18 protein-coding genes are annotated in these 22,745 nt (G+C 42.3%); 12 read left to right on the forward strand and 6 right to left on the reverse strand.

Translation table 11 applies throughout. The features are described from left to right. Positions 1 to 292 precede the first annotated feature (292 nt). The 3 genes from megL (at position 293) to BM195_RS06880 (ending at position 3,948) form a co-directional block, all read left to right on the forward strand. Positions 293 to 1,477, forward strand: coding sequence for a methionine gamma-lyase (gene megL, locus BM195_RS06870; RefSeq protein WP_090235622.1), 1,185 nt, complete (start codon positions 293 to 295; stop codon positions 1,475 to 1,477). A gap of 440 nt (positions 1,478 to 1,917) precedes the next feature. Then, a complete protein-coding gene (gene cls / locus BM195_RS06875) occupies positions 1,918 to 3,360 on the forward strand; it encodes a cardiolipin synthase (RefSeq protein WP_090235626.1) in 1,443 nt (480 codons plus the stop codon). Between the two features lie 60 nt (positions 3,361 to 3,420). Next, complete coding sequence (locus BM195_RS06880; protein WP_090235630.1) at positions 3,421 to 3,948, forward strand: acyl-CoA thioesterase; 528 nt, start codon at positions 3,421 to 3,423, stop codon at positions 3,946 to 3,948. Between the two features lie 368 nt (positions 3,949 to 4,316). On the opposite strand, the gene BM195_RS06890 is transcribed toward BM195_RS06880, so the two are convergent. Continuing rightward, positions 4,317 to 4,649 (reverse strand): winged helix-turn-helix transcriptional regulator, encoded by a 333-nt coding sequence (locus BM195_RS06890; RefSeq protein WP_090235639.1) that lies wholly within the window; start codon positions 4,647 to 4,649, stop codon positions 4,317 to 4,319. Positions 4,650 to 4,828: 179 nt separating this feature from the next. Here BM195_RS06890 and BM195_RS06895 point away from each other — a divergent pair, with 179 nt between their 5' ends. Then, the gene (locus BM195_RS06895) at positions 4,829 to 6,079 is read left to right on the forward strand and encodes an aminopeptidase (protein WP_090235643.1); all 1,251 of its coding nucleotides are present in this window, start codon (positions 4,829 to 4,831) and stop codon (positions 6,077 to 6,079) included. 443 nt (positions 6,080 to 6,522) lie between these two features. On the opposite strand, the gene recQ is transcribed toward BM195_RS06895, so the two are convergent. Both recQ and brnQ read right to left on the reverse strand, forming a co-directional pair. Then, positions 6,523 to 8,670, reverse strand: a complete 2,148-nt coding sequence (recQ, locus tag BM195_RS06900; RefSeq protein ID WP_090235646.1) for a DNA helicase RecQ — start codon at positions 8,668 to 8,670, stop codon at positions 6,523 to 6,525. Positions 8,671 to 8,847: 177 nt separating this feature from the next. Beyond that, positions 8,848 to 10,143: a branched-chain amino acid transport system II carrier protein gene (gene brnQ / locus BM195_RS06905; protein WP_090235652.1), complete on the reverse strand. Its 1,296-nt coding sequence runs from the start codon at positions 10,141 to 10,143 to the stop codon at positions 8,848 to 8,850. Positions 10,144 to 10,690: 547 nt separating this feature from the next. Between brnQ and BM195_RS06910 the strand changes: the two genes are divergently transcribed. Continuing rightward, on the forward strand, positions 10,691 to 12,559 hold the full coding sequence (locus BM195_RS06910; RefSeq protein WP_090235657.1) for a cation:proton antiporter: 1,869 nt from the start codon (positions 10,691 to 10,693) through the stop codon (positions 12,557 to 12,559). Between the two features lie 294 nt (positions 12,560 to 12,853). Here BM195_RS06910 and BM195_RS06915 read toward each other — a convergent pair whose 3' ends face one another. Then, positions 12,854 to 13,033 (reverse strand): SE1832 family protein, encoded by a 180-nt coding sequence (locus BM195_RS06915; protein ID WP_090235659.1) that lies wholly within the window; start codon positions 13,031 to 13,033, stop codon positions 12,854 to 12,856. A gap of 93 nt (positions 13,034 to 13,126) precedes the next feature. Here BM195_RS06915 and BM195_RS06920 point away from each other — a divergent pair, with 93 nt between their 5' ends. After that, positions 13,127 to 13,987 (forward strand): GNAT family N-acetyltransferase, encoded by an 861-nt coding sequence (locus BM195_RS06920; RefSeq protein WP_170848177.1) that lies wholly within the window; start codon positions 13,127 to 13,129, stop codon positions 13,985 to 13,987. A gap of 47 nt (positions 13,988 to 14,034) precedes the next feature. Here BM195_RS06920 and BM195_RS06925 read toward each other — a convergent pair whose 3' ends face one another. Beyond that, positions 14,035 to 15,114: an AI-2E family transporter gene (locus tag BM195_RS06925; RefSeq protein WP_342028019.1), complete on the reverse strand. Its 1,080-nt coding sequence runs from the start codon at positions 15,112 to 15,114 to the stop codon at positions 14,035 to 14,037. 185 nt (positions 15,115 to 15,299) lie between these two features. Here BM195_RS06925 and BM195_RS06930 point away from each other — a divergent pair, with 185 nt between their 5' ends. The 6 genes from BM195_RS06930 to BM195_RS06955 all read left to right on the forward strand — a co-directional run bounded on the left by BM195_RS06930 (position 15,300) and on the right by BM195_RS06955 (position 21,793). After that, positions 15,300 to 17,027: a phospho-sugar mutase gene (locus BM195_RS06930; protein ID WP_090235665.1), complete on the forward strand. Its 1,728-nt coding sequence runs from the start codon at positions 15,300 to 15,302 to the stop codon at positions 17,025 to 17,027. Positions 17,028 to 17,385: 358 nt separating this feature from the next. Next, on the forward strand, positions 17,386 to 18,162 hold the full coding sequence (locus tag BM195_RS06935) for a TerC family protein (RefSeq protein ID WP_425283897.1): 777 nt from the start codon (positions 17,386 to 17,388) through the stop codon (positions 18,160 to 18,162). 50 nt (positions 18,163 to 18,212) lie between these two features. Then, a complete protein-coding gene (locus BM195_RS06940) occupies positions 18,213 to 18,572 on the forward strand; it encodes a DUF488 domain-containing protein (RefSeq protein WP_090235667.1) in 360 nt (119 codons plus the stop codon). Between the two features lie 369 nt (positions 18,573 to 18,941). Further along, positions 18,942 to 19,382: an OsmC family protein gene (locus BM195_RS06945; RefSeq protein ID WP_090235669.1), complete on the forward strand. Its 441-nt coding sequence runs from the start codon at positions 18,942 to 18,944 to the stop codon at positions 19,380 to 19,382. Positions 19,383 to 19,664: 282 nt separating this feature from the next. Further along, entirely contained in the window at positions 19,665 to 20,903 is a 1,239-nt protein-coding gene (locus BM195_RS06950) for an MFS transporter (protein ID WP_244535688.1), read from the forward strand. Positions 20,904 to 21,289: 386 nt separating this feature from the next. Continuing rightward, a complete protein-coding gene (locus BM195_RS06955; protein WP_090235671.1) occupies positions 21,290 to 21,793 on the forward strand; it encodes a hypothetical protein in 504 nt (167 codons plus the stop codon). Between the two features lie 276 nt (positions 21,794 to 22,069). Here the strand turns inward: BM195_RS06955 and BM195_RS06960 are convergent, their stop codons facing one another. Next, on the reverse strand, positions 22,070 to 22,633 hold the full coding sequence (locus BM195_RS06960) for a winged helix-turn-helix domain-containing protein (RefSeq protein ID WP_090235674.1): 564 nt from the start codon (positions 22,631 to 22,633) through the stop codon (positions 22,070 to 22,072). Between the last annotated feature and the right edge of the window lie 112 nt (positions 22,634 to 22,745).

A 22,745-nucleotide genomic window follows, 5' to 3' on the forward strand; every position in this document is an offset into this window, starting at 1 on the left:
CGAGCACACCCCGAAGAGAACGAGCCCCGTATTTAAATCCACCCACGCTCGGCCCACATCGCACGATCAGCGGCTGAATCGCGCAGCTCCCACCAAAAAAGCACGATATCAACCCTAATTCAAAACAAATACCCACCTTCATTGATGTAAATATCCTAATTTTAGAATCAATTTTATAAAAAAGCAATCAGCCTGAATCATCATTTTATAGAAAACGCTTTCAAAAAGCGGTCAAATACAATAAGATAGTAGTATAAAAGTTTAAGAGAATCATTTGAAGGGGGCTTTTGTAATGATGAAGTATCATAAGCAGTCTGAAACGTCGGTTATTCATGATGGCTATGACTCTGATGATATGCTGGGAAGTCTTGCTCTACCACTGTTTCAGACATCTACCTTTACATTTGAAACCGCAGAGCAGGGAGAGCGCCGGTTTGCCGGTGAGGAAAATGGCTATATGTATTCGAGGCTGGGTAATCCAACCGTCACAGTACTGGAGGAAAAAATGGCTGCCTTGGAAAAAGGGGAGCGCGGACTGGCTTTTGCATCCGGAATGGCGGCGGTTTCAGCGATACTGGTGGCCTTGACCAAAGCAAATGATCATATATTATGTTCTTCAGGCTTATATGGCTGTACATTCGGTTTACTAAATATGATGAAAGAAAAATACAATATTACACATGACTTTTCGGTGATGGGAACAAAAGATGAACTGCGCGCATTAATCAGGCCAGAAACTGCCTGTATTTACGTTGAAACACCAATCAACCCGACGATGAAGCTGATTGATCTGGAAATGGTTGCTGAAGTAGCGCACGAACGTGACATCCCTATCGTGGTCGATAACACATTTGCATCCCCGCATTTGCAGCGTCCGCTTGAGATTGGCTGTGATGTGGTCATTCACAGTGCGACAAAATACATCGGCGGGCATGGGGATGTCATTGCCGGAGTTGCTGTCGGGAATAAGGAATTTTTGGATAACGTGCAAATGACAACACAAAAAGATATGGGCGGCGTTATGTCCCCGTTTGATGCGTGGCTTTTGATCAGAGGACTGAAAACCTTACCGATTCGGGTTGACCGCCACTGTCATAATGCGGAAAAAATTCATTGGAAATTGCGCAGCCATCCCAAAGTAGCCCGTGTTTTTTATCCGGATGATTCACGTCATCCTGATTATCATATCCGGCAAAAGCAAATGAAACGCGGCGGTGGAATCATTTCTTTTGAAATCAATGGAACAAAACCAGATGCCCAGCAAATGCTGAATAACCTGAACTTTATTAAAATCGCTGTCAGCCTCGGTGATGCTGAAACACTCATTCAGCACCCGGCAACCATGACACATGCGGTCGTTCCGGAAGTATCCAGGCAGGAAATGGGAATCAGTGATCAGCTTATCCGATTATCAGTAGGGCTTGAAGCATGGGATGATATCTGGGCGGATCTTGAACAGGCGCTGGACCAGCTGTAATCCTGTATGGTGTTCGCATCTTATCATCTATAGAACCGCTCAAAGCAGCAAGCGTTTCGTTCTGTTCACCAATGTCACGGTTGTTTATCCTATGGCTCATGTATACTGACTGCAGTATCATCGTCATACGTTTTGATCGCTTTTATAACGCTGTCTGAAATGTCATCACGTGAAGTCCAGCGGGAATGAACATTTACCAAGACAAAACCCAATAGACACGTCTGTACACATCGTTTCTCGATACAGGCGTGTTTTATTCTCTGATATAACGGGCATTGCTTTCATATGCTATAAACGCTATGATTTGTTTGCATGTTTACCTGTATTAAGTCCAAAATATCAGGAGGTTTTCAAGATCCCTTTATGCATAGACTAACGTATATGGAAAAATTATGCTATATTAATCGTAGCGGCATTTGGAGTAAAGAGAGGTTTTGTTCGTGGGATTTACATCGATATTTTTAGGTATCATTATTGTTTTGAATATTGCACTGGCATTAACCATTATCTTTCTGGAGCGGAAAGATGCATCTGCAACATGGGCCTGGCTGATGGTCTTGCTTTTTATACCGATTGCCGGATTCATATTATATTTGGTTTTTGGAAGACGGATCAGCGGTGAACGCATTTTCACCTGGGATGCGAAATCCAAATTAGGGGTTAAATTTGCAGTACAGGAACAATTGCGCGCCCTTGAACATGATAACTTTCAATATAAAAATAAGGATTTGGCAGAATACAAGGATCTCTACTATTTGCACCTGAGTAACGATGATGCGATTTTGACGCAGGATAACAGTGTGGACATTTTCACAGATGGCAAGGAAAAGTTTGATGCACTCTTACAGGATATGGAGAAGGCGACAGATCATATTCACTTGTTATATTATATTCTGCGTCATGACCAGCTCGGTAAACGAACTGCGGATGTTTTAATGAGAAAGGCGAAACAGGGTGTCGAAGTCCGAATTTTATATGACGATATGGGGTCAAGAAAAATCAGTAAAAAATTTCTCCACCGAATGCGAAAAGCCGGTGTTGAAATTGAAGCATTTTTTCCGTCCAAGATCCCGAAAGTCAATTTTAAAATCAATTACCGCAATCACCGTAAATTGGCAATTATTGACAGCAAAATAGGCTATATCGGTGGCTTTAATATTGGTGACGAATATCTTGGCTATAATAAAAAATTCGGTTACTGGCGTGATACCCATTTACGTATTTGCGGCAATGCGGTGGCCAATATGCAAACCCGGTTTATTTTGGACTGGAATCAGGCATCACGGCACGATATTGTGTATGATGAGCGTTATTACGCTTATGAAAAAAGCGGTGATGTCGGGGTGCAAATTGTATCCAGCGGACCGGATTCTGACTGGGAGCAAATCAAAAACGGCTATATTAAAATGATTATGTCTGCTAAAAAATATGTGTACATCCAGACGCCATATTTTATTCCGGACGATAGTCTCCAGGATATATTGCGGATCGCTGCTCTGTCGGGAATTGATGTCAAAATCATGATCCCGAATAAGCCGGACCACCCATTTGTCTATTGGGCAACGCTGTCGTATATTGGTGACTTACTGAATGCCGGGGCAGAAGTCTATATTTATCAAAAAGGATTTCTGCATGCGAAAACAATTACTGTCGATGGAAAAATTTCCTCTGTTGGGACAGCCAACATTGATGTACGCAGTTTTCGCCTGAATTTTGAAGTGAATGCATTTCTGTATGACCAGGGATTGTCGGAAAGATTAGTGGATGCTTTTTGTAAAGATATCAAAGACTCAACACAGATGACTAAAAAATTATATCGTAAACGTTCATTGGGTGTAAGGTTTAAAGAGTCGATTTCAAGATTGCTCTCTCCTATACTCTAGTAGTAAAGCAGGCAATAATGAGGAAAATAATAGCAAAAATTGTGAAACGGAGGAACTGATATGGATAAGAAACCTTGCAGAGATTCATTAGCTGTTAAAACATCGCATGTACTGCCCCCGGATACGAATAACCATGGGACACTCTTCGGAGGCAAGCTAATGGCACATATTGATGATGTCGCTGCGATTGCAGCTGTCAGACACTCGAGAAAACCGGTTGTAACGGCTTCAACGGATTCGGTTGATTTTCTTGCACCGGTCAAAGAAGGTGATTCCGTCTGCGTTGAGGCATTTGTAACATGGACACACCATACATCAATGGAAGTATTTATCAAGGCAGTAACGGAGAATTTGCTGACTGGCGGCCGTAAAGTGTGTTCGACTGCCTTTTTGACATTTGTCGCTGTCGATGACAATGGGAAGCCGACCCCTGTTCCCCAGGTTTATCCTGTTTCAGCTCAGGAAAAGCAATTGCATGAATCGGCTCCCGAACGTGCAGAGCAGCGAAAAAAACGCCGGGAACACTCCAAAGAAGTAGCCACAACGTTTGGTACCGATTATCCGTGGAACCATAAACGTCAGGGGTGAATGTATTCTGCCTGAACCAGGGCAGAACCTGTTGCATTTCACCCGGGAAAAAGTTTGTAATATAAGTGAAATCTCATTCAGTGGGTTGCTATCGCCCCGCTTACAAAAAGGAACAAGCTTGGAGTCAGGTGTAATGATCACAATGACGCAGTATTGACAAAATGGCTTCACAGACACGAATGTATTATGAAAACTCACGTGGGGGGATAGTACCTGCCATTTCACTGGATAGGATTTATGCAGCGAATGCTGAAGACCCGGCAAACTGGCTAAAGGGTTCTGAAGAGAAAAAACATAGGAAAAGAGCCCTTAAACAGGCTCAGTTTCGTTGGTTCAAATCCAGTTAAAGGTTTCTCCCGGAGGTTCAGTTATCTGGCATTTGTTTTTTCTGTATTTTCAAATGGCATCCATTCATTTGCCCAATTTTGAATTTCTTGAATAACCGGCTTCAGGGCTTTTCCTTTCTTTGACAAGGAATACTCAATGCGTACTGGAAATTCGGAGTATATATTGCGTTCAACAATGCCTTCTTTCTCTAGCATTTTCAGTCGATCAGAGAGCAATCGTCCACTTATTGGCAAATCTGATTCCATTTCGGAAAAACGTTTGGCGCCGTCAAGCAGCTCAAACAATATCAAACCAACCCAGCGTTTGCTGATAATTTCCATTGCACCTTCAAAACGCGGACATAACTCAGTCATCAAGATCACCTCTCTCTGATAAATGGTCATATGATTACGAAAAGTAACTTGATACAATCTTAACACACAGCGGCTTTTGGGTAAAATCCAATTGTGCTAGCGATTATGTTATATGATTTGGTGATTTTTTTCATTTATGAAATAATAGCAGGTACAATCAACTATTTGGAGGTAACCGTATGGCAGATCAAAAAACGAAGGAAAAATACGCTGAACTGGCGTTGCGGACAGGTGTCAATCTGCAAAACAATCAGGCGCTCATGATCAATGCGCCAATTGAAGGAGCGGATTTTACCAGAATCGTTGCCCGGAAAGCATATGAAATGGGAGCAAAGGACGTACATATCAATTGGACAGATGATGAATTGACCTTATTGAAATATGAAAATGCGCCAGATGACGTTATTGGAACGTATCCGGAATGGAAAGTTAAGCTTCATGATATGTATGCGGAAGACGGAGCTGCTGTCCTGTCAATCCGGTCAACAAATCCGGATTTGTTAAAGGATATTGATTCATCCCGGGTCGCGATGGCGAATAAAGCAGCAGCACAAGCGATGAAAAATTTCCGCCAATATACGATGAATGACCGGATCACCTGGTCGATCATATCAATTCCGACCGGTGACTGGGCACAGAAAATTTTCCCGGATAAATCAAGAGAGGACGCGGTTGAACGCCTGTGGGATGCCATTGTCAACATCGTTCGTGTTGATCAGGAGGCCCCGATGGCAGCATGGGAAGAACACAACAAAACATTGGAAACAGCCCGTGAAATTTTAAATCGGAAGAAGTATAAAAAACTTGTGTTTAAAGCACCGGGTACCGATCTCGAAATTGAGCTTCCGGACGGTCATATCTGGAAAGGCGGTTCAGCGGTTTCAGAACAAGGCACAACATTCAATCCGAATATACCGACAGAGGAGGTTTTCTCCTTACCGCATAAATATGGTGTGAACGGAACTGTTTCCAGTACAAAGCCGCTCAATTATGGCGGTAGTTTGATTGATCAATTCAGCCTGATATTTAAAGATGGCAATGTGGTTGATTATCAAGCTGAGCAGGGTGAAGAGACACTGAAACATCTGCTGAACACAGATGAAGGCGCACGCCATCTGGGTGAGGTCGCACTTGTTCCGCATGAATCACCGGTATCCCAGTCAGGGCTGATTTTCTACAATACACTTTATGACGAAAATGCATCCTGCCACATCGCCTTGGGTAAAGCATACCCAACCAATCTTGAAGGCGGGGCGAATATGGATGATGAAACACTTGACCAGCATGGGGTCAATGATAGTTTGACTCATGTCGATTTTATGATCGGATCGGAAAAGCTGGACATTGACGGCGTCCTGGAAGATGGCACAACAGAACCTGTATTCCGCAAAGGCACATGGGCATTGAATGTGAAAGGGAATGATGGCTGAGCTGAAACATTCGACACCTGCCCCGAAGAAACAAAATCCATTTTGAAAGACTGACCAGTATTGCCTTTATAATGGCAAACGTTATTTACATGAGTGGGTATTTTTCAGTATTAAACATAACAAGAGGCTGGGACAAAAGAACGTCTATAAAACAAAAATTCGAATTAACAAAGCAAGGTATACCCGGCTGCGGAAATCTACTTGGTGCTCGTCGTGTTGAATGAGATTTCGGAGAAGCAGTACTCCTCGCAGCTCGCTGTACTCGGTGGATGTTTCGCTCGTCGCTTTCGAGGGCGGCTGGTGAGCCTCCGCGTGCATTCGCAATGCGGGGTCTCACTTATGCCTTTTCTCGCTGGAGTCTACGTATATTTCCTCCGCTAAAACGGAGTATTGGTCGTCTTTTAAGTCCCTTACTTTAGTTATGTCCCAGCCTATATTTCAAATCACATCAACCCATTCTTCACCAAAACAGCTTTAATCGTCGTATAATCATAGCCATCCGGCAGTGATGCTTTCAACGGTTTGAGCTTGGGTTCATCTAATTTATCCCGTGCAGCTAAAATAGTTGCCTCTTCATCCTGGTTAAAAAATATTTTCCATGCAATCGGGTATCCATCTTTAAATGCTTTGAAAAGATGATCCTCAATGGTTTGCGGTGTCAGCTCACGCATGAGTGCAATATCTTTAATCGACTTTCCGGACTGAAACATCGTATAACTGACGACGTGGCTTGGACGTTCATCGGCTTGTTTTTCATTTTTAGGAGCAGCCGTGCCACCAGCTATTTTAACCGGTCTGGCAGCATCTGGATTGTTAGTGCGCCATTCCCGCACAACTGCAAGAAAAGCCTCACCGTATTGTTCGTATTTCTTTTCGCCAACACCTTTTATAGCCAGCATGTCTTCTTCCGTCTCCGGAAAATAACGGCTGAATTCTTTTAACGTCGCATCTGAAAACAGAACATATGGAGGCACGCCTTGTTCATCCGCTTTCTTTTTCCGCAGTTCCCGCAATGAAGCAAATAAACTTTCCTGGTAATCTGTTGTTTCATTGGCAGGAATCGGCGACGTGTACATCCAGACAGTCTGCTTGCCTTTCAGCACCTCGACTGAGTTTTGGTTTAGCTTTAGTGTTGGGAACTTACCATCTTGTGTTGCCAGCAGTTGTTCAGCAATTAAAAATTGAATGCGTTCGGTGATTTCCTTTTCCGTATAAGCAGATAGGATGCCATAGGTGGAAATAGTGTGCAGCCGAAAGTTACGTAATCGATTATCCTTCGATCCTTTCAGCACTTTTGCGGTCATGCTAACGCCAAATCGTTCGCCCATTCGTTTGACACAGGACAGAATCATTTGCGCCTCTTCGGTTATGTCAACACGTTCCTGCAGATGCTGGCAGTTGCTGCAGCGTCCGCATATCTCCTGACTATTATACGGGTCATTAAAATAGTCAAGAATATAGGACGTCAGGCAGCCATGGGTATGGCAATAGTTGATCATGGCCTGCAGTTTCCGGTATTCGTGTTGTTTTGCCTCATCATTCATCAGTGATTGTTCAATTAGAAATTTTTGCAGCTGGACATCCTGCGGGGAAAACAGCAGGATGCAATCACTATGCTCACCGTCACGGCCAGCTCTGCCTGCTTCCTGATAATACGCCTCAATCGTCATCGGCATGGCATAATGAATAATAAACCGTACATTGCTTTTATCGATACCCATGCCAAATGCGTTCGTGGCAATCATAACGGTCTTCTCGTCATGGATGAATGACGCCTGGGCCTGTTTGCGTTCATCTTCAGTAAGTCCGGCATGGTATTTAGCAACAGGGAGACCACGTTTTGTTAGTTGTTCATACAGTGTATCAGCCTGTTTCCTCGTTGCTGTATAAATAATGCCTGATTCATCTTTATGTTCGCTCATAAACGAGCGGATGTAGGTAGATTTATCTTTTCCTTTTACTACATGAAATGATAAGTTTTCCCGTTCAAAGCCCGTCTTAACAATATAGTCATTTTCGATATGTAACAGTGATTGGATATCGGTCATGACTTCAGTGGTGGCTGTTGCTGTAAGAGCAACGATGACCGGGATATCCGGGAGCTCTCTCAGATTGGGGATGATGGAGCGGTAGCTTGGCCTGAAGTCATGACCCCACTGGGAAATACAGTGTGCTTCATCAAACGCCACCAGCGCAATTTGAATCCGCTTCATGACTGAAACGAATAAAGATGACTCAAAACGCTCCGGTGCGACATAAACAAATTTATAGCTGCCCGCTTCAATCTCTTCAAGGCGTGATTGTTGTTCACCCGCTGTCAATGCACTGTTTATGTATGTGGCTGGGATTCCCAACGCCTGCAGTGAATCCACCTGATCTTTCATGAGTGAAATGAGCGGTGAAATGATGATGGCAGTTCCGTTCAGTGCCATGCCCGGAATTTGATAGCATAATGACTTTCCCCCGCCCGTTGGCATTACTGCCAGTGTGTTATGCTTATCCTTAATGTTGTCAATTGTTTGTTTTTGACCGGCCCGGAATGTATCATATCCAAAATAGGTTTGCAGGATGTGTTCAGCTTGTTCTATCATAGTTCCGATTCCCCTTTAATCTTTCATTATCTTAACATAACATTTGCGGTACCAACCAGAAGAAAAACTTGGCTGAAGCTCATTTTCAAGAGTCCAAACTTAGAGATATATTGGTGAAATCGGTAACTTCCCTACCGTTTCTCATCCTATAAAAAAAGAGCCGAGAATCTCAGCTCTTTAACGGGAATAAGATGCTGCCGGCCGTCCTTTTAGAAAATAACCTGCGAGGCCGCCAACAATTGCCGGGACAAGCCATCCCAGTCCAATTGAGAAAAAGGGTAAATGTTCCATGACGGATGTGACGGCTGGCATGTCAATCCCGAACTCCGCCAGTCCATCATACAGGGCAACAGCAGCCGTCATCAGGATAGCACCCCGATAGACCAGTCGCGACCCACCAAACACTCTGTGCAGAAAGGTCAGTATAATCAGCACAATCGCAATTGGGTAAATGAAAGTTAACACTGGAACAGATACACTGACAATTGTATTTAATCCCTGGTTGGCGATCAGGTAACTGGCAATCGTAACCAGGGCAATGATCCAATGATATGATATCCCGGTAATTTTATGGAAAAACTGCCCACATGCAACGACCAGTCCGACAGATGTGGTGAAGCATGCGAGCGCTATAATGACACCCAGTATGACCGCACCGGAACTTCCAAATATCGCATCGGCCGCAGCTGACAGAATCCCCCCGCCATTGGAAAAACTGCCCACATCAGCCATCTTTGTACCAATCCAGCCTATGGAAGTATAAACTGCTGTAAGACCGATTCCCGTAACCAATCCTGCCTTCAGTGTTGATTTCACAAGCTTTTGGTGCGTTGAAACACCGCGATCTTTAAATGCGTTGATAACAATAATACCAAAGGCGAGTGAGGCAATCGCATCCATGGTCAAATAACCTTCAACAAACCCAGTAAAAAATGGCGCTGTCATGTAGTTTCCCCCAGGTTCCTCCGTTGCACCGTCCAACAGCAGGAAACCACCGATGCAAAGTATGACAATGGCCATCAGCAAAACGGGTGTTAAAAACTGACCGATTCGATCGACAATTTTGGACGGGTTCAGGCTGACGAAATAGACCAGCACGAAAAAGATGGTTGTAAATAGGAATAACAGCAAAGCAGCCGCACTGGTAAACGGTTCGATCGCCATCTCAAACGCTACGGCAGCAGCACGTGGAATACCAAAAAACGGACCGATCGCCAGATATACTAATGACGTAAAAATCAGGCCGAACAGAGGATGCACTTGATCAGCCAGCTCTCTGGCGTCGTTTTTGACAAAGGATACGGCGGCAATAGCAAGTATTGGCAGCCCGACGCCCGTCATAACGAATCCCGCGATGGCTGCCCAATAGGACGAACCGGATTCGATTCCCAGCGCCGGCGGGTAGATCAGATTGCCCGCACCAAAAAATAATGCGAACAACATAAATCCGATGGTGACGATATCTTTTTTCATAGGTTTCGTTCCTTTCAATTCCGTTATAAATTACGCAAAACATCAAAAAGTCAGAAAAATAATTTTAAAATGTTTAAAAATACCGCAAAACAAAAATAGTCTAACAAGGCGGGTGAAGACTTGTCAATGCAGTTATACAGGACAATGATGGCGTTTTTTTAACGATTTGTAAAAAGGTTAAATTTTTTTCAAAACTAAATTGTTTACATTCACTTTCCCCCCATTTAAAATGACTTTATCTCACTTTAACAGGCAGTAATATCTTTGCATTCAAAGGGAAAGAGAATTGGTGAGTAGCTGCAAGGCTTAGCTGAACATGTTCAAAAAGCAATTCTTTTTCGTTCGTGTTTTACTTCCGTGATATTCCCTTTCCTGTCACATGAGTCCTGTAATTCGGTGATGCGATTGAAACGAAATTAAGTTTTGCTTCGTTCGGTATAACGCTGCCTGAGATTTTCTTGTTCTGTGTGCCGAAAACGCAGTGATGGAAATTTCACTTGATAATATGGGCTCTTTTGGAAAATATAAGATTTAAGGGGGGACAGATATGGTTCCATCTCTTTTGTTTGAAGTGATGTTAATCGGTCTTTTAGGAATAGGTTCCCAGTGGGTGGCCTGGCGTTACAGGATGCCGGCTATTGTTATTATGTCCATTACAGGGTTGCTGGCAGGTCCAATACTGGGGCTTATGAATCCTGAGGAAGACTTTGGTGATTTATATACTCCTATTATATCCGTTGCAGTTGCAATCATTCTTTTTGAGGGCAGTCTGAATTTAAGTTTTAAGGAAATTCGCGGTCTTGGACGTCCAGTTTTTCGGATTTCCACGATAGGGGCATTTCTAGCTTGGATTTTGGGATCGGTGGCAGCTCATTACATTGCAGGTCTGAACTGGGCCGCCGCGTTTGTTATCGGGGGATTGTTCATCGTAACAGGACCCACTGTTATTTTGCCGCTGCTTCGTCAATCAAAATTAAAGCCACGACCTGCAAAAGTCCTCAAGTGGGAAGGGATTATTGTTGATCCGATTGGTGCACTGCTTGCGGTTTTTGCTTTTGAAATCATCACGTTTTTGACGGCAAATAATCCGGACGGTTCGGCGCTGCTCATATTCTTTGCGGCTTCCGTTTTTGCTGCTATTTTGGGGTGGGCATGCGGCCGTGGTATCGGCTTTATGTTCGAGACTGGTTATCTTCCAGAATATCTGAAATCGCCTGCCGTGTTTATTGTAGTCATTGCCTGCTTTACGCTTGCAGATGAGGTTGTACATGAAACGGGCCTGCTTGCTGTAACTGCAATGGGTATGACCCTTGCCAATATGGGAATCAGCTCCGTTGAAGATATGCGCCATTTTAAGGAAAACATTTCGATGCTGTTAATTTCTGCCATATTTATTATGCTGACGGCTTCCCTGCAGGTGGATACACTGCTGCAAGTATTTGACCCGAATATAATGGGGTATGTATTGTTAATGATGTTTGTTGTTCGTCCCTTGTCTATTTTCCTGTCCACAATTGGAACGGACTTGTCGTTTAACGAAAAGGCACTTTTGGGGTGGATTGCGCCAAGAGGAATTGTTGCATTAACCGTTTCCAGCTATTTTGCTTCGATACTGAGTTCAGCAGGCTATGCGGATGCGACGCTGATTACGACCATTACATTTGCCTTAGTGTTTACAACCGTTGTCGCCCATGGATTTTCGATTGGCTGGCTTGCTAAAAAACTGCATCTTTCCAAGGAAGGCAGACCCGGCACGTTGATTGTCGGCAGCAACAATTTTACGGTCAACCTCGCTAGGTCACTGCAAAAGGCGAGAGCGCCGGTCATTATCGTTGATTCGTCCTGGGAACGATTGCGTAAAGCCCGTGAAGCAGGTATTCCATTTTACCATGGGCAAATGCTGTCAGAGCAAACGGAATATCAGCTAGATACGATTCCCTACGAGTACTTGATCGCTGCCACTGAGTTTAATTCATATAATGCACTTGTGTGTACCACATTCATGCCTGAGTATGGCAGGACAAATGTATTCAAAGTGAGCCCGTACCGTCATGACCTTAATGGAATGGGTGATATTGTCAATAAGGTTGGTGGAAGGATTTTATTCAGGCAGGATTTGTCCCTGGATGAGTTAAATCAGAAGACGAGAGAACATTATGTATTCAGGCAGACCGCCATTACCAATCAATACACTTATAAACAGTACTTAAATGAGAAAGATGAAAATACGGTACTGCTCTATATCATGAAACCATCAGGCAGGATGAGGTATTACTCGGAAGAATTGCGGGTAACCCCGGAACCAGGAGATACTGTTGTTAGTCTGACACCGCCGGTCAAAGAAAAAGAGAAAATTATGAAACGTCTTGAGAACCAGCGCAGTAATAATGGCAATAATGGAAATGGAAAAAAATAAGTAATTGGGTGAGGACTGTCCGGATCAAGGGCAGTCTTCTTTTTAACAGCAGAGAATAATTAATGATGATTGACTTTATACAAAAAACATCGGTATTTGCTCAAACAAGGTGAATGCCGAGTTTATCAATGAGTGAGTTTCTTGCCGGATTCTGTGGCCGGTATTGGAAATATTGACAGAAGAGTGGAGGTATCTGCAGAAGAGCTGGAATATCGACAGAAGAGTGGAAATATCTGTATGAGATCTAATATCATACAAAAACCAGGGTACCTATGATGGCAACCCTGGCTTTAATTATTTCAGCTCATCCAATTTTTTGTTTAGTTCAGCCAGGCGTTCTTCGATTTCAATGAGCTTTTTTTCCCCTGCTGAAGTATTGACACCAAATGAAGTCGCCTTCTCCACATCACCCTGAATTCGCACATAATCCGATTTCAGCTCTGCCATTTCCGCTTCAATTTGCTCTTTTGTCATGAATATCACTCCCATCCAATAGTTTAGCTGAAGTGACCTTTACAAAACAAGGAAATGCGTTATGATGATGTAAAGAAAAGGGGAGCTTTTGATATGTACATGCGATTTGAAACGTCCATTCATGATTATCAACAACTGGTTGAACCCATGCTGCTGAAAAAAGAAGCATGCAATAATTTAATGCTCGGAATTCTTAATCGCCTGCAACATGATGATTTTGAAAAAGAAAAAGGCTATTACCTGGGTGTTGCTGAAGTATATGACACGGCTGTTTATGCGTTTATGCAGACTCCGCCAAATAATTGGATTCTTGCTGACGTTGATACGATAGACGCTGATACATTACAACAGGTGGCACGTTTCATTTACAAAAGCGGAGTTGATATATCGGGGGTAATCGGACCGCCTGACAAAGCGAAAGTGTTCATCAATGAGCTGGCGTCTTTAGGTGATATGGAAACAATCGTACATATGGAACAGTTCATTTATCAGCTGAACCGGGTGAATCCAATACCTGTGACAGCAGGTTATTTAACCGAAGCTGCCCGTAATGACCATCAGCTGGTGAAAAATTGGCTGATCCAATTTGGTATGGAAGCCAATGAACAAATATCAGCAGAACATGCAGACTTGTTGGCCCAATCATTTGTTGACAAACGCTCAATCTACCTGTGGAAAGTTGATAACAAACCTGTTTCAATGGTTAACCAGTCAAGGAGAACAAAAAACGGGACAACCATTAACGCTGTTTTTACACCAGATGAATATAAACGGAATGGCTACGCAACGGCTGCTGTTGCACGGCTGAGCGAAAAGCTGCTTCAGGACGGGAACAAATTTTGCAGTTTATACACGGATGCAGCAAACCCTTCCTCAAACAGCATCTATAAAAAAATCGGTTATGACAAGGTAGGGTCGTCGATTGTATATAAATTGCGTCCAAAAAAACAGTGAAGGATAAGACCATCACTGCTTATTCTTTATTTACAAGATTGACATGGTCAGATCAAGGCATCTTCTTCATCTTTCTGAGCATCCTGATAGGTTTCGTAAAAATGGCTGATAATCGTTTTGACGACAGCGTAGATCGGAATGGCAAACAGCATGCCAAGAAGCCCTGCAATGCTGCCGGCAGCCAGGACAATCGTGATGACCGTTAATGGGTGCAGATGCAACGCTTTGCCCATTACATTTGGTGATACCAGGTTGCCTTCAATCTGCTGGGCAACAATCATAACGATGGCGACCCATACCGGCATCAGCGGATCCTGAAAGAATCCCACTATAATAGCTGGTGTGACGGCAATATAAGGACCAATAAACGGAATCACACAAATAATCATGCCGAATATAGCCAGTGTCATGGCATAGTTTAAGCTGATAATCGTATAACCAATGTATAACAGAAAACCGATACAAAGAGCGACAATCAGCTGCCCCTGAATATAGGATGTTAAGGTATCATCGATTTTATAAAGCAGCGAACGGATATTGTCTGCTTTCTTTTTTTCAAAAAACTGTGTAATAAACGGAACAAATTTTTCCCCGTCTTTTAACAAGAAAAACAGGAAAAATGGAATCAGTACGATGGCAAACAAGGTGCTGATAAATTCACCTATAAACCCGAAAATAAAGGACATAGCAGATTCGATATAGGTTTGCAGGTTTGATGTAAGCTGATTAATGGTCTCATTTATCTCAGACGGAATCAAATTTTGATTGGATTCCCAGTAAGCAATAATGTCCTGTACAGCTGAAACCATATTTGGTATGTTGTTAACCAGGTTTGTAAATTGGTTTTCCAGAATTGGCACAATATATCTGGAAATGAGAAACAAGGCTATTAATAAAATTAAAAACACACCCATTATGGCCAGTATCCGATGTAGTTTTAGTTTTTCCAGCAAATGCATCAGCGGTCTTGTTAAATAAAAAAGCACGCCGGCACCAATTACAGGAAAAGCCACGGCACCTACATATTTAAAGATTGGATCAAAAATAAAATCGGCAGCCGATACCAGTAAAATTAACAGGAATACAAGAATAAGGACGATCAATGTTTGGAACCAGCGTTTTTGCATCAATGTGATCACATCTTTCCTAGTTAAGGTCGCTATTATCTATTTTACCTGTTTCGGTGTTTAATAGAAAGTGTATTTTTATTTTTCACTTAATGACCATCACATAAACATAGAAACATAGAATACGGGAAAAAAGTATGATAGAATTCCATCAAAAGATGGTTATGCAGAAGGGTGAGGTCGTAATGAGTGATTGGGAAACAGTTTATGAAAAATGGCGTTCCTATGAAAGTCTTAATCCGGCGTTAAAACAGGAATTGGAAAATATGGAAGGTCATCAGGAAATGCTGGAGGATGCTTTTTATACGGAATTGACCTTTGGAACCGGGGGCATGCGTGGTGTGCTCGGCCCTGGGATTAACCGGATGAATATATATACGGTCAGGAAGGCGGTAAATGGTCTTGCTGAGTACTTAAAGATTCATTGTGTGAATGTTTATGACCGTGGTGTTGTTGTATCATATGATTCCAGGTATATGTCCAAAGAATTTGCAATTGAAACGGCAAAGGTGCTTGGTGCGCATGGTATTAAACCATATGTTTTTGATACATTGCACCCAACACCACTACTTTCGTTTGCCGTACGATATCTAGGAACAGTTGCCGGTGTTATGATAACAGCCAGTCACAATCCGCCGCAATACAATGGCTTTAAAGTATATAATGAAGATGGCGGACAAATAACTCCCGATGAAGCAAGTGAGATTATTGGCTATATCAACGGGACAGAGGATGAATTAACCGTACCGTATCTTACACAAGAGGAAATGGAAGAACAGGACTTGCTTACATGGGTCGGGCAGGAAATAGACAATGCTTATCTGGAGCAGCTGGAGGGAATTACGAAACTGGATCCTGAGGCGCAAAACGACGATAAAGATTTGCAGATTGTGTTTACGCCGCTCCATGGAACCGCACATGATTTAGTGTTGAAAGGTTTGAAACAGCTGAACTTTCATCAGGTAAATGTCGTGGCAGAACAGACCGTTGCAGATCCGGATTTTTCCACGGTAGAGTCACCAAATCCAGAAGAGCACCAGGCATTTACCAAGGCGATTAAACAGGGTGAACAGACAGATGCGGATATTCTAATTGGCACAGACCCTGATGCGGACCGCTTGGGAATTGCTGCTAAGGATCCATCCGGCAGTTACACGGTGCTGACCGGCAATCAGCTGGGAGCGTTAATGCTGGACTATATACTCTCGCACAGTGACCCCGCTTTACTGGGGAACGCCCGGATGTTAAAAACCATCGTTACGTCCGAATTGGGAAGGAAAATTGCTGATAACTATGGCGTGAAAACGATTAATACATTAACAGGTTTCAAATATATCGGCGAAAAGATCCGGAAATTTGATGCAACCGGAGAAACGTTTATTTTTGGTTATGAGGAAAGCTATGGATATTTGATCAGCGACTTCACCCGTGATAAGGATGCTGTCCAGTCAGCAGTATTAGCCAGTGAAATGGCCGATTATTGGAAAAAACAAGGAAAGACACTTTTTGATGCATTGCAACAGCTTTATAAAACACATGGCTATTACCTGGAAGATATGATGTCACTGACGTTAAAAGGAAAAGAGGGTTCGGAAATGATAGCCTCGATTATGGAAACTATCCGGAAAGAGCCCTTAATGGAGATTGGTGGATTACAGGTGCAGTATGTTGAGGATTATCTCTTGAGTGAGCGGAAGGTGATCGAGACTGGCCGGACAGAACCGATTGAGCTGCCAAAGGAAAATGTGGTGAAGTATATGCTGGATTACGAAAGCTGGGTATGCTTGCGCCCGTCAGGTACAGAGCCGAAAATCAAATGTTATTTTGGTGTGTGTGAAGCCAATGAGGAAGCAGGCATAAGCCGTTTAGCGGATTTAAAAGCACACATGGAAAAAATTATACATCATGTGTAACTGCTGCGCAGATTTTCCCGAGAGGATATTGTAGGTGTCAAACAACGTATGGCCAGAATATAAATGGTTGACATTTTACGACATGAACGGTTTAATAAGTATAATGACTATTATGTTCCACTTGAACACATTTTGGAACAGGGAAGTTTACGGTCGATTTTACAGGACAAAATATACGTTTCATTCCTGAAGGGGAGTAGCTGCACAATTCAAGTCGTCATTTCGAGATGGATAATCTCCGGCTTAATTGGCAACAAATGTTGTTAGCGAGACCTTTACCACTTAAGGTAAGGGTCTTTTGTATGGTCTTTACCTGCTGGTGGGGCCATTTTTAATTGAAGGAGAGATGATTGTGGAAATACAATTATTGGTTGAATATTTATGGGTGTTGGTTATATTGATTGGTCTGGAAGGTCTGCTGGCTGCCGATAATGCATTGGTGCTTGCGATCATGGTAAAACACCTTCCGGAAAAACAGCGTAAAAGAGCATTGTTTTATGGATTGGCAGGGGCGTTCATACTACGGTTTGGTTCACTGTTTATTATTTCATTTTTGGTTGACGTGTGGCAGATACAAGCGCTTGGTGCACTATATCTGTTAGGCATATCGGGAAAAAATTTATATGACAAATTGTCAAACAAAGAAGAAGGCACAGAAGAGAAAGTGGAGCAGGAGAAAACTGGGAGCGGTTTCTGGATGACCGTTGTAAAAGTGGAGTTTGCTGATCTGGCATTTGCTGTTGATTCTATTTTGGCCGCAGTCGCACTGGCGGTTGCATTGCCACCGACTGATTTGCCGGCAATTGGCAGTCTTGATGGCGGTCAATTTGCTGTTGTATTTGCTGGGGGTATGATTGGTCTAATTATTATGCGGTTTGCAGCCAACATTTTTGTGGAATTATTGAATAAGCGGCCAGGTCTTGAGATCGCAGCATTCGCCATTGTCGGCTGGGTTGGTGTTAAGCTTTCATTAATTGTATTGGCACATGACGAGATTAGCTTGATTCCACATGCTTTCCCTCATTCAACGACATGGAAGCTCATATTCTATATCGTATTGGTGGCAATTGCAGTCATTGGCTGGTTTGCTTCTGGTAAGGTTGCTGAAAAAACGCCACAGCATGGGAATTCGTAAAAAGGTGGAAAACTGTTTAAGAATGTGCGTGATTTAAAGAAGGTGAAAAGATGGCTGTGAATATAAAGCGGATCTATGATCAAACGGAACAAAAAGACGGCATACGGGTTTTGGTTGATCGTGTTTGGCCAAGGGGCATTTCAAAGGACGATGCGCAACTGGATTATTGGCTTAAGGAACTTGGCCCTTCCACCGATTTGCGAAAATGGTTCGGGCATGATCCCGATAGATATGATGTGTTTAAACAAAAATATAAAGCGGAACTTGAAAAAGGCCAGCAGCAAGAAGCGCTGCAAAAATTAAAAGACTTGACTAGAAAACATAACAAACAGCTGACATTGTTGTTTTCAGCAAAAGATGAACAACACAATCAGGCCAGGGTGCTGAAGGAAATATTGGACACGCAGTAGACAAAATCCTGCTGCATTGGAAATTCAGCGGCAGGCGGGATTTTTTAGTAAAATGTGAGAATGGCGTTATGAATTTAGCGGTCTGCTTTAAATTTTTTCGATTTACTTGTGAACATCATCAAAAGGTTTGTGAACTTTAGCGGTCATATGCCATGACAGTGCCACCGTAATCCCAGGCTTATCTGGTGTCGCTGCTATTCTTTTCGGAAATCTGCATGTCTGGAAAGCGCTGAATGGATTGTCGGTATGATCAGTGTTATCCTTGGTACTGGAATGAATCGACTGTGAGCAATTGCAGGATTAGAACTTATAAATGGTATTTGCTTGCAGGGGATGTGAATGCAGAGATTTTCTACTTGAGGTGATTAAGTGGGACAACATCATTTTCATTTAAAAGCGGATTGGCCGGGCGGAAGAAACAGTACCGGGTCTATTGATGCAGGAAATTTACGGACAAAGATCTCGATACCACCTGAAATGGACGGTCCAGGCATTGGAACGAATCCGGATGAAATGCTGCTGGGTGCTGCCGCAACATGTTATTTGATAACATTGGCAGCCATGATTGAACGGACCGAGCTCCCGCTGAAGGAGATGGCACTCGAATCGGAAGGGGTTGTTGACGTCACAAATGGCGTCATCACCTATAAAAAAATCATCCATAAACCATATGTGGCATTGAAGAATGGTGCTGACGAAAAGGACTATCAGAAACTGCATAAACTTGTGGAAAAGGCCGAATCAAGCTGCATGATCTCCCGTGCTGTCAAAGGCAATGTGGAGATGGAATTGCAGGCAGATATTAGATGAGCTTGGGGAAAAGATTCTCCGAGCTTTTTTATGATGTTTAACAGGATAGCTTTATTGAAGCGTTTTAAGGTAAATACCCAATAATCGGTAATGGGAGGTCCTTTTCAATGCCACATGAGCATGTCCTATTCGTAAAAGTCCCGCTGATTAGAAATTCATTTAATGTTGCAATTTCTCCGGTATCATCATATAATCATATTAATAAATTAATACGTTTAAATAAATTAATTCGATTTTTACGATGAAATAGTTTCATATCACAAATGAGGAGAGATGCTTGAATTGCAACAGTCCCGGAAAGCATTCATGACGAAATGGAAAATGCCTTTGCTGCTTATATCAGGAATTGGTATTTCACGTCTTGGCGATTTTATTTACTTGGTGGCGATTAATGTCCTGATACTGCAGTTGACGAATTCACCGGTAGCTGTTGCAGGTCTTTGGATTATGGGACCACTCGCGTCTTTACTGACCAAATTTTGGTCTGGCACTTTGATTGACCGTCTTGATCAAAAGAAGATCATGATTTATACCATTATGATCAGAGCCTTTTTTATGGCAATCATTCCATTTGTTTCTTCCATTTCGATTATCTATGGATGCCTATTTCTCTTGTCGGTAGGAAAGGCTTTCTTTGATCCTGCCTCGGTCACATATATCACAAAACTGATCCCAAGAGAGGATCGAAAGGCCTATAATTCATATGCCAGTCTTGTCATGTCAAGTGCCTTTATTGTCGGGCCTTCCATTGGGGGCGCACTTCTCGTTATAAGTTCGGCAAATGTCACGATCTGGCTGACGACGGGATCATTTCTCATTTCGGCATTGATCATGTTATCCCTGCCCAATTATACATCCGAGCGGACTTCTGCATTTAAATGGGACACCTTTAAAAATGATTGGAAGGCTGTTTATCAATTTAGCCGAAGTTTCCCTTACATCATAAGGATTGTAATCTTGGTTTACGCCCTGATGGTCATTTCCATGGGTATGGACGCACAGGAAGTTGTATTTATCCAGGAGACGCTTGGTCTGTCTGAAAGTGACTATGGGCTGCTGATGAGTATTACGGGGGTTGGTTCGATAACAGGTGCCTTCATTTTATCTGTTCTTTCCAAAAAGCTTACGTTAAGGTTTTTGATTGGAATGGGGTTTCTTTTTATCGCCATTGGTTATCTTATCTATGGCTTTTCCTTTTCATTTTGGTCAGTTGCTGCAGGATTCGTCATGATCGGTTTCTTTAATTCATTTTCTAATTCCGGATTTATGACGTTCTTCCAAAATAACGTTCCAGGAAACATGATCGGGAGGATATATGGTATTTTGGGTACATTGCAAAGTGCGTTCCAGATTGTTTTTATTCTTTTAATCGGGTTTACGGGTGAAATCATCCCGCTCAGGTACACCATCATCAGCGCCTCACTTTTAACGTTTATCATTAGTCTTGTTCTGTTAGTGATGGTGATGAGCGCTTCAAGGAAAGCTTATTACATGGAAGCGTCTCGGCGTGTTAGTGGCTAGACGATGGATGTAACGTGGGATCAAAACAGGTTAATTGTCTGGTAGATCATAACAAGATGTCCTTGAAAAAGTAAGACGTTCTCTATTGAGGTGCAAATAATAGAACTCATTTCTGCTATTTTACTATCATTATAATTTTCGGTATCATTGTGTAGTATAATCAGGGAAGTTTTCTATTGGTTATTCAACGAAACGACGCAGGTAACAAGCAAATTTGAGTAAAAATAGCTTGATATTTATTTGAAAAACATGATAGGATAATTCAATCAGTGTGTAGCGATAGCGTGAAAATTCTTAACTTGGTGTATTTTACAGCTTTATCAAAGCATTTGTTTCACAACTACGTCTGCCATCTGAAATATTATTTATGGAGATGACAAACGAATATGCAAGGAGAAACAAGACTGCCTTTGAACGGAAAAGAGTTTGCTCTATTTTTAGCCATCATTTCAGTAATCTCAGTAAACATTATAGCGCCTCTGATCATGGGGTTTGAATTTGGATTTAAAAAAGAAATTTATTTTGATACATTACAAGTAATTCCGTATATATGGGTATGTGTCATTTTATTGGTGACGCTTGTTGCAAACCCGATAGTTGATAAATTGACAGCAAAGTTTGTTGAGCCTAAGGATGGATTTAATGCAAGAGTATTATTCAATATATTGTTTAGCGTAACCATCTTGTCGATTTTGCTGACGGTCATTGGATCTTGGATTGGCATGAAGGAAATTAGCTTGAAGCCGATTCAAACGTTCTTTTATGACTGGCCACGTAACTTTTTCATTGCATTTTGGGTTGAAACGTTGATTGCACAGCCAGCATCAAGATTTGCAATGAAAAAATTACATGCAAGTCAGGCGAATAAGGCAGAGGGTGTAAATCCGTAACACGTAGAATGGCCTGGACAACATAGAAAAAATTTTCTTGTATAGCCGACTGAGTTTAATAAAAACCAGTCGGCTTTTTATGCCGGAGAGTGATATATAGTTTAGCAGGTAAAATAGCAGATTGAGAATTTTGTTCTTTCTATTTGGCGTGTAAGTTGTTGTGCGATGCAACGCTGCCAAAGCTTTCATGTCCCGTGTGTCCACCGGCTACATTTGCGATGTCCTTCGTAACTCCCGTAAAAAATCACCTAAACATTCTACTAATCAGGGTTCACATTATTTTTCATTGGTCGGGAATCCAGTTATGTTAACGTGATACAATTTAGCGGTATCTGTCTTTTGCTCGTGCTCCTTCATAAATAAAGCCAGTTCGGTCAGTTTTTCTTTCACGATTTTAAAGTCATCTGCACTTAAACACACCGAAATAAAGTGCTGAATCAGCTCGTCTGTATTGAGGATATCCTTGTACTGATTGTTTAACAAGTTTTGTGTTCGCTTTAAGCTTTCAAGTGCGTTTTCTTTCAGTGCATTGCCTTTGAGCGGATTGTCATGTTTGTTAATGAGTGGTGAAACTTTCTCAAGTGAAATTTCTTTGGCAATCGGGCGGTAAAATTTTTGCACAATGCCATTGATTACTTCTGTGCGTTCGATTTCAGCGAGCCCGGCCTTTTCCAGGGCGGTCAGATGATATCGCATTTTAGAGGCGGGTAGATTAAGCTTGATGGACAGCATTTTTCCGGTTTGGGCACCTTGATCCAGTTCCCATAGAATTTTGACTCTAAGGGGATCGCTTAACACTTTCAGCTGTTCCAGGTCCTTCACATAATAAATGTCCTGCATGTGAATACATTTCCTTTCATATGATTCCTTTCCATATATTGTACCATTTGGGGAGATGGCCGCAAATAAAATAGTCAAAGCAGTAAAGCAAATCTTTTAGTTGACACATTTT

This window comes from Lentibacillus halodurans, assembly GCF_900112045.1.
Lineage (GTDB): Bacteria > Bacillota > Bacilli > Bacillales > Amphibacillaceae > Lentibacillus > Lentibacillus halodurans.